Annotated in this window: 11 protein-coding genes; 5 read left to right on the top strand and 6 right to left on the bottom strand. The window is 44.7% G+C overall.

The annotated features are described in order from the left end of the window. Nucleotides 1-62: 62 nt before the first annotated feature. From C9991_RS05045 to C9991_RS05020, 6 genes are read right to left on the bottom strand one after another with little or no spacing between them, the layout of a single operon-like run. A complete protein-coding gene (locus C9991_RS05045) occupies nt 63-479 on the bottom strand; it encodes a GtrA family protein (RefSeq protein WP_198643751.1) in 417 nt (138 codons plus the stop codon). Then, nucleotides 476-1099, bottom strand: coding sequence for an HAD family hydrolase (locus tag C9991_RS05040; RefSeq protein WP_106811474.1), 624 nt, complete (start codon nt 1097-1099; stop codon nt 476-478). The genes C9991_RS05045 and C9991_RS05040 overlap by 4 nt, the downstream gene beginning before the upstream one ends. Beyond that, on the bottom strand, nt 1096-1977 hold the full coding sequence (locus C9991_RS05035; protein WP_106811756.1) for a decaprenyl-phosphate phosphoribosyltransferase: 882 nt from the start codon (nt 1975-1977) through the stop codon (nt 1096-1098). Before C9991_RS05035 ends, C9991_RS05040 begins: the two co-directional genes overlap by 4 nt. Beyond that, nucleotides 1977-3002: an acyltransferase family protein gene (locus C9991_RS05030; RefSeq protein ID WP_106811473.1), complete on the bottom strand. Its 1026-nt coding sequence runs from the start codon at nt 3000-3002 to the stop codon at nt 1977-1979. The genes C9991_RS05035 and C9991_RS05030 overlap by 1 nt, the downstream gene beginning before the upstream one ends. Then, a complete protein-coding gene (locus C9991_RS05025) occupies nt 3002-4048 on the bottom strand; it encodes an acyltransferase family protein (protein WP_106811472.1) in 1047 nt (348 codons plus the stop codon). Before C9991_RS05025 ends, C9991_RS05030 begins: the two co-directional genes overlap by 1 nt. A 60-nt stretch (nt 4049-4108) precedes the next feature. Then, on the bottom strand, nt 4109-5935 hold the full coding sequence (locus tag C9991_RS05020) for a phosphoethanolamine transferase (protein WP_106811471.1): 1827 nt from the start codon (nt 5933-5935) through the stop codon (nt 4109-4111). A gap of 392 nt (nt 5936-6327) precedes the next feature. On the opposite strand from C9991_RS05020, the gene C9991_RS05015 reads away from it, so the two are divergent. The 5 genes from C9991_RS05015 (at nt 6328) to C9991_RS04995 (ending at nt 12866) form a co-directional block, all read left to right on the top strand. Then, nucleotides 6328-6915: a hypothetical protein gene (locus C9991_RS05015; RefSeq protein ID WP_106811470.1), complete on the top strand. Its 588-nt coding sequence runs from the start codon at nt 6328-6330 to the stop codon at nt 6913-6915. A gap of 169 nt (nt 6916-7084) precedes the next feature. Then, entirely contained in the window at nt 7085-10153 is a 3069-nt protein-coding gene (locus tag C9991_RS05010; protein ID WP_106811469.1) for a tubulin-like doman-containing protein, read from the top strand. Between the two features lie 49 nt (nt 10154-10202). Continuing rightward, on the top strand, nt 10203-10793 hold the full coding sequence (locus C9991_RS05005) for a hypothetical protein (RefSeq protein WP_157949365.1): 591 nt from the start codon (nt 10203-10205) through the stop codon (nt 10791-10793). Nucleotides 10794-10843: 50 nt separating this feature from the next. Then, a complete protein-coding gene (locus C9991_RS05000; RefSeq protein WP_106811467.1) occupies nt 10844-11887 on the top strand; it encodes a hypothetical protein in 1044 nt (347 codons plus the stop codon). Next, nucleotides 11871-12866 carry a hypothetical protein gene (locus tag C9991_RS04995; protein WP_106811466.1) on the top strand — a complete coding sequence of 332 codons (996 nt, stop codon included), beginning with the start codon at nt 11871-11873 and terminating at the stop codon, nt 12864-12866. The genes C9991_RS05000 and C9991_RS04995 overlap by 17 nt, the downstream gene beginning before the upstream one ends. The last annotated feature ends 38 nt before the right edge of the window (nt 12867-12904 follow it).

Below are 12904 nucleotides of genomic sequence, written 5' to 3'. Positions count from 1 at the left end.
TTATATTTCTTTTTATTTACCCTACCCTTTTTACTTCTTTACTTCTTTACTTTTTTACTCTTCTACTTTTTTACCTTTAAAAAGTATCTCACAAGTATAAAGTTCACTGGCACACACACGCAGAACATAGGTATTGGTGCCCATTGTTTTGGCACACCTAACCATATAGCCGCATTGAGCATAAGCATCTGCAGCACATAGTTAACAGCATGACTCAATGCAAATCCTGCCCCACGTTTCTTTGATGCCTCAACACGGAATGTATATCGGGTAGAAGCAATGAAGTTGAATGCAAAACTTATGGCATAACCTATGGTCATTGCCAAGGTTGGATTAAGCCACATCACCAGCACCCAGTAGATGGCATACTGCACCAATGTTGCCACAACGCCAACGATGCCGAAGCGTATAACCTCTCCCAACTGTTTGTTATATTTAATATTCATTTCAATTCTATTGTTCTCATATTTCAGAATCATCTGAAAGGCTTATAGTGTGCCTCGTCAGCAAACTCCAGCATTTCCTTGTCACCCTTACTATCTCCATAAGCTATTACCCAGAAATCCTCTCTGCAATTCCTTAGTTGTGGCATTGCTTCAAGCACACGTCTCACCTTTTCTGCACCATAGCAGTTGTGTGTTCTGAATCGTCCTGTAAGCAAACCATCCGTATCAGCCTCCACTTCTGTACCAATGACCATAAACTCGGAATGGCTTGCCTTTGATATATTGTCAAAGAAAGGGCGCACCCAATTGTCTATACTTGCACTCACCACGCATACTGTTTCGTTATAATGAAACACCTCACGCAGTTTGTCAAGTGCCTTCAGTCGCATAAGTCGTTGGTTATGACAAGCAAAGCGACAGCACACAATGTCGAAGTCATCTACAGCCATTCCCTGAAAAAACCATGCAAAGAGTCTTTCCTTGGCACGATAGTTGGGATAGAGATGCAACTTCATCAACACAAGTATCGGACAGAACAGAGCAAAACCCAAGTAGAACCTACGTCTGCCGCACGCATAGCGTATAAACTCAAGCAATGTATCGGCATTTGTCAACGTACCGTCAAAGTCGAACAAATATACCTTCTTTTTCATATCACGTATATCATCACAAGGAATGTAAGTGTCCATGCCACAACTATCACCTGCGAGAAATGGTCGCGCAAGATAATCTTTGTTGGGTCACCACTCTTCTTATCTACAACAGCTATCTGTATGTAACGCAACAGTCCGAGCAGCACAAATACAAACGTAAGATATAAATAAGGTGTCTCGAAACGCTCTACCACATCAGGCGACACACAATACATTATATAACATACAAGCGTAACCGATGCCGTGATAGTAATGGCTTGGTTGATGAATGTTAGATTATAGCGCACGGTGTTCTTGCGTGGTGCCTCTCCTGTCTCGTTCATACGTAATACATCGTCGCGTCGCTTAGCAAACGACATGAAGAGGGTTAGCAAGAAGGTCATAATAACTATCCAGTTGCTAAGAGCCAACTCGCATGCAAAGCCTCCGGCAAGTATGCGCAACACAAAGCCGAAAGCCACAATACATACATCAAGTATGGCATACTGCTTAAGCTTTGAGCAGTATGAAAGGTTTAGCACATAGTAGAACACCACAACAGCCATTACCTCACTCTTTACCTCTGGCGGTAAAAGTAGCATAACACCTACTCCTAACATGAAGGTAACAGCCATAAGCGTATAACCCATACGTATGCTTAAAGCCCCCGACGCTATAGGACGGTGACACTTTACCGGATGATTGCGGTCGGCATCAACATCTACTATGTCGTTGTAGCAATATATTGACGATGCCACAAGACTGAATGCAAAGAAGGTCAAAGCGGTGAGCCACATAGAGTGGATATTAAACAATTCGCCGCCGAAGAACATTGGGATAAACACAAAGAAGTTCTTTATCCACTGTTTTGGACGCGTTAGGCGTAGTATGTCCTTTATCATATAGTTTGTTTTTTACAGTTTCTTACTTGAAAAAATCTCTCTATCAACCCTATGCTGCGTTGCAGCAGCCATGCCAATGGCAATGTTATGGCCACCGTTACAGCAAAGGTTCCCCAATAGCCCAATCCGCAAGGCTGTACATATACAAGCACAAAGTGTATATGTATGAGATAAGCCTCCAGACTCAATGCTCCTACCAAACGGAAAGCACGGTTCAACCATTCTGGTGTGCGACGGAAGATACGGTTCATTACCAATACCGAGCAAACAGTAAAGGGTATGTACAACATACGCTCTACAAATAGCGGAAAGTTGCCATGTCTTACCTGTTCGAGATAAAGGCATGTGCCGAATGTCATGGCAAATGTAATCAGCAACAGCCACACCGCATCGCTGCCAATAGTGCGCTTCTCTTTTACTAAAACGCCAAAGTTGATACCGATAAAGAATATCGGTACACGACTCCAGAATATCTCCAAATGGCCTACAGCATGATGTATAGGCAATACCCATTGCACCATAACACACCATACAACCATTAGTAAAGGCAGCCAACGGTATATGGGATGTCGCTGTACAAGCATCATATACCACGGTGCCAAGAGATACAACAACATAATGGCTGGCACATACCAGAACGTTAGCTCATCGTGCAACCAGAAGTCCCAGTTTATTGTTATGTCGTCTATAAGGTCAACAATACTCTGCGAGTAGCGTCGTGCTCCAAGATAGTCTGGCAGATAAAACGCTGTAGAACATACAAGCCATGTAGGCAATATGCGCAACAAACGCCGACGATAAAAATGACTTATACAAGGTGTCTTGGTCCATGCAAACCAAAGTCCTACACCACTAAGGAACAAGAATATATCTACACCCACATTTCCACAACGTCGCAATCCATAGAATGGATCGCCACGGTCAAGAGCCACATGAAAGAGTATGACGAAGAGCATTGCTGCTCCCATCTGCTCGGCACGATAACGTGATATGTTTCCAAGTTCAATGTTCGGTATTTTCATTATGATTTCTTATCTGAACGCAATTTCGAGAAGTTGTGATAGAACCATGCCAGTGCTACTGACGCTACTATATACAGCAGCAGTCCGGTGTACACATCGCCATGGCGTGATATTGGTATAAATATCTTGCGTGTTATAGGATGAAGCACAAAGAGTGCTGCAGATATGCCACCCATCCATGCTATCCACTCGTTTATTCTGCGTGGCATAAGCTTAGCCAATCCTACAGATGCTGAGCACACAAACAATGGAGCCCAAAGCCACATCTGGAAGTTAAAGCTGAAGAAGAACACTATGGCAATGCTCACTATTGTCTCTGTCACCCAAAAGGCATGCGACATTGTCTTGCCTCTACGTGCATACAACAATCCAGCACAAAATGGCAGCACACCACCCATAAAGTTGTAGCGTATACGATTGAGTGTATCGCCTTCTGGGTCGCAGAATGCCTGCAATGCCCAACATGCCACAATTAGCAAGATTGCAAATATGTCGGCACGACGCCAAAGTATCAGTCTATATACTATATACAGCTGCATCATCAGTCCGAAGAACCAGTATGGACCTGGCCATATTATATGGTCGGGATCGGGCATAATGTTGTTGAACATGAATAGCTGTCCCAATATATCCATCACCTGATACTTATGCGGACCGGGTGTTATGGCGTCTACCATGGTGAATATTACAAAGCCCACTATCATCATCTTGAACAACTTAACGTAGTGGTGCTTGATGAATGGCAGAAAGGATGTCTGCTTAGCAGATGGCTTTACACCTCCACGGTTCTCATATTTCATAACCAGGCCATAAGCCGATAGAAAGAGAAACACCGGCACACCATAATGTCCAAAGAACGACAATAGATGTATAGGCAGATTCAAGTCGGGATGAGCCAATGCCTGTATCAGTTGCGAGCTTTTCGACACTGTAAAGGTATACTCATTCTCTTTTACTGCAAAACCCAGCCAGTGGCAGTAGTTGTGCAGGAAGATTCCTATTATTGCGAGTCCGCGCAAGGCGGAACATTCTGTACGTGATAACATATTTTGAGAGTTGAGAGTTGAAAGTTGAGAGTTGAGAGTTGAGAGTTGCTAATTCCTAATTCACAACTTGTCATAGTCAGCTGTTCCCTTTAGTATTCTCGGTCTACTCTCGTTGTATTCGGGCGACAGCAGATTGAGCGAGTCTTTATAGTAAGGACAGTCTATACCAGCAAGATACATCAGCAGATGCGGCAGCGCATCAGTCATAAATTTGCGGTTACGCGCATTTACTACCTCACGGAATATCTCGTGATGTCGCTTTATATACTTGCGCGAGCACCATATCCACATAGGTATGTCAAACTCGGCATGTGCCAAACGTGCGTCTACCTTTGCCGAGTGCATACGACAGAAGAAGTGCATGTCGCCTTCGTAGCATTCCTCACCATGGTCGGGAACATACAACACTATGGCATCCTCGTTCTCAAACTTCTTCACTATCTCCGTAACAACGGAGTCGTTGTACAGTATAGCGTTGTCATAGTCGGCAAGTGTTTGGCGTTCGCGTGCATTCAGATTTGGCTTTAGTTCCTTATAATCATCGCCCTTAAACTTCTTTCTGTCCTTTGGCGAGCGCTGTCTATATTGCACATGCTGTCCTAAGAGATGGAATATAATAAGATTGTTGTCGCGGTTTTGGCTTTGCAATTCCTCATAGTCACGCAACAAATCCTCGTCAAACTCATGTAGTTTTGTATTGCGCGAGTCAAACTGAGCCGCCGACAGCTTGGGATTATTCAAGAAGAATCCTCCGCTAAAGTCGTATACAGCCTCTTTTGCCTTGGGCAAGAACTGGTTGGTAATGAAGGTTACATGATAGCCTGCCTTACGGAACACAGCCGGGAAGAGCGGATAGTCACACCACTCGCCTTTATCTCCTACAGTATATGTAGAGAAGATATGCTTGAATACAAAACTTGTAAGATTCCACGGACTAACCACATCGGTATACTTAACAAGGCGTCCGCGCTTCTCCATCTTTTGCTGGCGCGGTGTTGTTGGCATTACATAGCCATACTGACTTGAGTGATGACGGTTGTAGCTCTCGCCTATTATAAGTATGATGTTAGGCGATCGGAATGAGCACGAGTCTACCTTTACCTTATCCACAGTTGCTACAAGGCGGTCTACCTGCTTTGCCGTTAGCGTATTGGCATACACACTGAACACCAAGCGGTATATAGGCTGATAAAGCACAGCATGCTTTGATTCTGTAAGGGTGTGTTCCACCTCGCCTATAGTCTTGCCTGTCATAAGTTTAAAGGTGGCTGCCTTATTGTGCGCGCTAAGTACTATCGACACTACAAGCATCACAAGCACAGCTACCTCTGTAACAGGGCGTACTCGGCGCATGAAGTATATGCCACGTGCATGTATGGAGCGCACCAGTCGACACCAGTCCTTAGGTATAAAATGTGGGAAACGCAGGCGCAACGTCATTAATATATGTATTAAGAGCAGCATAAGTACCCAACCTACATTGCTCAACAATATATCTGGCGACACACACGAGCTTAAGAACTCGCTTGCCTCACGCGTGTCTGTCTCGCCTACAAGCAATAGCATTGTAGGTGTCAATGTCGACTGAAACTTTACAAAGCAATATACATCCACAATGGATGCCATGTATAATGCCGCATAAAACACTCCTCTTACCCATATACGCACCTTATGTGGCAACACTGTAAGTATAGCTGCAAGCACATACACGTCAAAGAAGAGTTCGGGATAAAGATTGTCATAAAGCCTTGCACCACGCGCATTAGGCAACGTTGCCCATGCCGTAACACAGCCGAGCAGATACATAAACACGAAGAACGACCAGTTACGGCGCAATGGCAGCATAACTAATTCGAGTATACGCCTTATCATTTTAATAAATTTCATCTAAAGAATATATATAATATGTATATTAAAGATTTTTACGGCAAATATACACATCTTTTTCCACTTAGACGTACTTGAAAGTGGATTATTTGCAATAAAAAGGGCGATAGCCACTTATTTTTGTTGATGTTTGGCTTATCTGTAAGCTTGGTTGCTCTACCTACTTGTTAAAAGAAAAGACAACACTACGACAACTATTAGTGTCATACGGTAAAAAAAGGGTTCTATTCGTACAAAAGTGTAACTTTTCCTCTACATTACTTTCTCTATTGCAAAAATTATTATAACTTTGCGGTGTAACACCTCACTCTCACTCAATAAAGCACAAAATTCGAGACAACTCGCAATCACCCTAACCATATAATATATTAACCACAGAAATCTAACTGATTATGACAATATACAACCTTTTCCAGACGGGGGCAAGCTGCATCTTATACGGTCTTCTTGTCACAGCCACACTTATGGCTATTATGTATTTCTTTCTGAAAGAATACAATAAAAACATTGTACGCACTATTCCTTTCTTCATTACTGGTGTGGTGCTCGCTGTATTACTCACTATTCAGTCGTCGTTACTGATAGGTGCTGTCAAGGCAAAAGGTATGGTAGACGCTGCCGAGATATACATCACGCAACTTACCGAAAACGAATATGGAACAATCTCCACAAACGAGTCGCAATGGGTTCTCGACAAAGTTGGAGAAGAGTTTCCTATCATCAGAACATATTGTGGTATTTGCGACTTTGGCGGCAACGACTATAGTCAATTGCCTGAACGTATGGCCGAAACTATGCGTAGCTACCTCAGTTCTTTTATATGGCACCGTGTATGGTGGATGCTTGGAATGATAGTTGTAGCATTATTCGTGGTGCTCATTGTTCCGGGTACTGGCAAGGGAAGCGGAAAGAGTTTGTCGTCTAACACAGACGATTGCTTCGGCTCATCTGGCAGCAGCGGTACTGACTGGGGCTTTTAATGCCCATACAACCTTGCTTCAACACTCTAACGACTCGGTATTAAATTCAACAACCGAGCTTTAGACATTCTGACAATTATATATACGCGCTCTATACTGATTTCAGACAATTCTACAAAAACTGTTCAACACTTGCAACAAATAAACAGAACATAAAACCGAAAAAAACATGGAAAATCATTTGCTTATCGGACTAGGAGGTACAGGCGGACGTGTTCTTGCTGCTTTCCGAAAACTAATGTACGAGAGATTCAATGGCGAAGTAAAGCCTAAGGACCTTTGGCTCGACTATTTGTATGTAGACTCAAGTGAGCAAGATCTCAAGATGAAGGATCCTGCACAGTGGAGTGTTATGGGCAACAACATAGCTCTCGATGCCGACAGCATCGTGAAGATACCGGCTGCTAACCTTGCCGACTATGTTAATAACCGTTCTCGTTTCCCTTATCTTGCTCCTTGGCTTGGCAATTCTGATGATTGGCGCAATATTATCAATGATCCTAAAATCAGTGAAGGTGCAGCAGGACAGAAGCGTCGCCTTGGACGTTTGCTCTTTGCCAACGGTGCTCCCGAGTTCAACCGTATGGTTGGCGTTAAGGCGCGTAATCTTAGCTACAATCCAGATGGACGTAAGATTACATATCATGTTATAGCTGGCTTGGCTGGTGGTACTGGCTCTGGTAGTGTTGTTGACGTTATTGCGCAGCTAAGACGCCAGTTCCCCGATTTGTCAAGCAACAAAATCATTCTTTATCTTCTCCTACCAGAAGAGCATCCTAATCCGTCATGGGCTTCTACCAATAATTATCAACCCAACGGATATGTTGCACTTACCGAGTTGTCGGCTATGGACCTTGGACTATTCAAACCTTGGAACCTTAGCGAGCGCGACTACGATGTGGAGCGTCTTGAGCTTGAGTTGCCATTCTATTCGGCTTACCTCATTACCGACACCAACCGCGAAAGCGTTAGATTTGATGTTGGTAAGGTTATCCCATCTACCATTGCCGAACTGATATATCAGAAGACGGTAGGCGTAGCTTTGAGCGACCGCCGTATCGGTGAGAACGGAACTGAGAGCGCAGCCCACTTCTTTAACGATGTGGAGAAGGGTGAGAATCCTAAGTATTCCGACTATGATACACCTCATTGCTTCAAGTACAACAGTTTCGGCATAAAGCGTCTTGCTATACCTGAGCAGGAGATTAAGGAGTACTTTGGCTATACATTTGCCAATCAGGCATTGCTCAAGATGCTCTACAATAATCTTTCTCGCGAGTCGGGCTATGTGTCAGAACCTACCGTCAACGACGATTATGCCTTTATCACAAAGCCTGAGCAGAAGCAGAAGTGGTGCATATCACGCGAGCACCTGTGCTTATCTAAGCCTATACTACCCGATCATAAAAAGGAGGGTTGGTTGCCTATCGCCGACGAGTATGCCGTTGTTGATACATTCGCACGCGAGGTTCTTGCCAACAACGAGATTGAGCATAAGGATAAGTTTGTTGCCATACGCAACAAGACTAAGCGTTTCTTCGATAAGGACTTCCGCCCAATAGCAGAGGTAGGACAGAATGGTGTTACTACTTTCTATGAAAAGAAGGCTCGATTTGGTCGCGAAGCTATTGTGCAGGCTATTATTGAAAACATCAACAAAGACTTGCTTCAGCTTTGGGAGAGCGGCGAACGTTCACTCGTACAGCTAAGTGGTATAGTACAGACATTACTTGGTTACCTGGAAGAGGAGAAAGCCAACCTTGTTAAGCTTGCTGCTTCTGCCGACGACGAGATTAAGCGTCGCAATGTTGCTATGGAACAGCTCAACAAGGATTGGTGCGACATAGGTCTTGGTGGTAAGCTTATTGCTGCTATGGGTGGCAACAACAAGAACGTTCTTTCGCAGAAGTTCACCGCTGCCGTTAAGGAGAAATACATCCTTATGACCTGGAAGGAGAGCTATGGCTTTGCCAAACTGTTGATAGACGACCTTATCAATGCTCTTATGGTTACAAAGAGCGATATCGACAATACTATTGCACAGTTCAAGAATGCTTACGAGACTCTCTCTGGTGCCATTAACAGCCGCTGCATTGCAGAGACTGAGGAGAACCAAAGCCTCAAGGGTGTTGTCATCAAGAACTATGACCCGCAAAAGGTTCACACAATACAGCAGGGTTGTATTGCCAACGAGCATGACAACGACGAGCGTATCAAGATAACTACTGCAGGCATCATGGGCATTCTTAACCCTGACAAGCCCAACTTCCGCGAGGTATCCGAGAAACTTAAGACGGGCAACATAATCAGCATGCTTGAGAACGAGGGTCTGCGCGAGGCTTCCAACTTCTTCACCAACGAGATTGGTCGCGACTACATACCGGGATATGAAAAGCTTATTGGCGTTAACATCATACAGAAACTGCACGATGAGTTTAGTGGCAACGACGAAGGTCTACGCGAGAAACTCGGTCGCCTTGTACGTCATGCAGCGATACTTAACAAGCACCGCGATGTAGAGGTTAACAACGGTCCTAAGGTTCGTTCTACTATGTTTGTCATCTTGCCTGACTATGATGTCGACAAGGCTTTCCTCCAGAAGGTTGAAGACCTTATTAAGAGTCTCACGCCTGAAGGCAGCATCAAGGTATCAAGGGGTGGAAACAGCAACGAGATTGTAGTTATCACTCTCGAGACAATGCTTACCCCACGCTATTTACAATCGGTATACACACTCAAGCAGAACTACGACAAGCTCATGGCTTCTAAACAAGGCAAGGTTGCTCGATTCGAAACTCAGCTTGAGGACTATAAGGGATTCCTCCCTGCCAATAAGCAAACATGCGAGAAACTGGGATACTTGCCTTCGCTTTATGTAGCAACTGACGCGGAGAAAGTTGAAATAAACCAAATGCTTGAGGCTTTGGAGCACCCTGCAGGTCAGCAAACTGCCACAACAACGCAGACTACACAGAATGTTGGTCCTACAACTGGTGGCGGATGCCCACCTCCTCCACCACCAACACAGCAATACTATGTATATGCCAACAACCAGCAGTCGGGTCCGTTTGATGTTGCTCAGCTTAAACAGCAAGTTGCTGCCGGCACTCTTAACAAGCAGACATACGTATGGAAGGATGGTATGGCAGGATGGGCTGCAGCTGGTACTGTGCCCGAGCTTGCTTGCATCTTCATGACAGGTACTCCTCCCCCACCGCCACCTCCAATGATGATGTAAACTCTCTGAAATAAAACATTATAGCAAAACATATAAAAAGCACTTAGAAATGGAAAGAAGAGCTATGTGTAAAAATGTTGGCGTGTGTTCACGCGCCAACAAAGTACAAATAATTACAGACGACGACCAGGAACTTAAGTGTCCTGAGTGTGGCGAAGAGATGGAATTGGTGCCAACAACACCGCCACCACCTCCTCCAGGAAACACATGGAAGAAGATTGCCATTGCAGCTGTAGCTATTGCTGCTATTGGTGGCGGAGCCTACTTTGGGCTGTCTTCTGGTGGCGATAACTCTAAGAAGGCTGTTGCCAAGGATACTGTTGCCACTCAGCCTGTCGACACTATCAAGCCTGTTGCTAAAGATTCTGTTAAAGCAGAGCCTACAGTTAATGAGCCTAAACCAGAGCCTAAGCCAGAACCTAAGCCAGGTCCCAAACCTCCTACGCCTAAGCCATGGTCAAGCTATGCTTCATTCGACGGCTCAACTATGACATTCAAGAAGGCTCACCGTATTCCTGGTACAAGCCGTGTAGCTCAGCCTGGCGACAAGGTGCAAGGCAAATGGGTTGACGGTGAGGTTAATCTCGTACGTTGGTATCATGCCGATGGTTCACCGAGCGAGACTCTTACACACGAGTAAGACTCCCATCTCCCAACAAAGAGTAATACTTAACTTTACAAACACTCCGTATGAATAGACACTTCAATATCTTCTATAGGTTGCTAACCGTTATGCTGCTCGTAACGAGCAGCATAACGGCGCATGCCGAAAACTATACAACTCGACGGCTGCAAACAATAGACCAGACGTTGAAGCTGACTAAAAAGAACTACCATATACACCGAAGATACAACAGCTACGGTGAAGTGGAACACATCGGACTGGCACTATTTCCTACCAGTCTGCCTTACGAGCTGCGCCCTTCGTGCGACTTTCTCGAACGCTACTTGCTTGAGGTTAACCTTACAAGCGGTACCGAGAACGCTCTTATTCTTGCGCAAAAGCCTGTATATTATAATGTAGGTAGTCCACGCACTGCTCTCAATATAGACAGTCTGTGCGACTTCAACATCAACGAGATTGAATATCATAAAAGTCGTGTAACGTGGAACAAGAACGGCAAGAAACTGCTTGAGATTGTATACGATCTCGACTGGCGCATGATGAGCGGATGCGATACACGCGAACTTGAACAGAACCTTATACGCAATCTTAAGCGTCATAAGGCATCTACATTCAATCCTCTGCCCGAATCGGGAACCTACATCATTGGTCCGGCTTTCAACAACAACCTCTATCTTGAGAACAATAAAGACGGCAACACACGCCAATATGTGTTCAACAAGAAACAAATGCCACACTCTGTGGCAAATCTTATGCTTGCCGACGATATGCCCAACGAGGCCTACGCCGACATTACATTCAGTCTATACGACAACACTCCAACAAATATCACGCTTAAATGGCGCGACGTTCTCAACTATTTCCGCAATGTTGAGCACTGCACTCCTTTCTTTGCCATTAAGAAGAAGCAAGGCGACAATATAGAAGGACTGCTGTTGCTTGCCAACAAAAACGGCGGATACATGCATATGATTTCAGTAAGCATTACGCCCGACATCATAACCGACAAAGGCAAGGGCACCTTCAAAGCCCGACTTACTGCCTACATCCCTATGCACAATGTTAAACAAGAATATTTAAATCTCACCGAATATGAAACATTACGCTAAACTCGTCATAGCTTTGTTTGCTATACTTTGCCCTACTGCGGGCTTTGCCCAAAAGGATTATGCAGCCGAAAAGGCTCTTATTACAAAGGTTAAACGCTCACCTGGCACATACGTATATGCAGAGGCTACATGCCGTACAGAGGAAGAAGCCAAGAGCATAGCCGAGGATGTTTTCCTACAGAACATCAACGAGTATGTTGCCTCACAAAAGAAACTGCGTGGTGCAAACAATATTGTGGTTAACAACCAAAAGGGATTGCAGCAAACCGTAACTATGCCACGTGGTTCAAATATGCACCGCGTTTTTATGTATGTAAAGAAAAACGACATCATTCCTGCCGACAACTCGGTTGTTCTATCTAAGGAGGAAGTGGCTAAGATCGAGACTCCGGCACCTAAGGCAAACACTAAGACAGAAGCTCCTAAACCAAAGACGAATGAGCCGAAGACTAATGTTACCAATACCGAAACTGCTAAGGTTGCCACACCAACAGCCGATATAACAACTCCGAAGGCCGATGTTGCCGAGGTAAAAGCTGAGTCTGCCCAACCTAAGACTAAGATTACCGAACCTAAAACTGAGGTTGCCGAAGCTAAAGCTGAACCAAAAGCCGAAGTTAAAGCTGAAACCAAAGCCACGACAACTGAGGTTGCAGCCTCAACATTAGAAAAGATTATACCGGAGAAGCCGCAAGCCATACCCGAAGCAGCCAAGAAGATGGCTACCTTCACTAATGTAAAGACAGCTGCTGTATGGCTCAAGGACATGAAAGCCAACGGCACTGTAACCGAATATAATAAGTATAACGCTGTAGCTGACAAGGAGGCTTATTGGCTCGTTATATACGATTCGCATGGCGACATAGCTGCGGTGCTTACAGATGGCAAGCAGCGTAGAAATGCTGCCACACAGAAGCCCGACCACGAGCGCAACTATCCCAACTGCGCTGCTCTCTGTGTTAAGTTTGCCAACAAATAAATATAGTATACATAATAACAATAACAACGATATCGCGA

The sequence above is a fragment of the Prevotella merdae genome (genome assembly GCF_900290275.1).
GTDB lineage: Bacteria > Bacteroidota > Bacteroidia > Bacteroidales > Bacteroidaceae > Prevotella > Prevotella merdae.
Note: the sequence above shows the minus strand (reverse complement) of the source record. Positions and strands in the feature narration are given on the sequence as shown.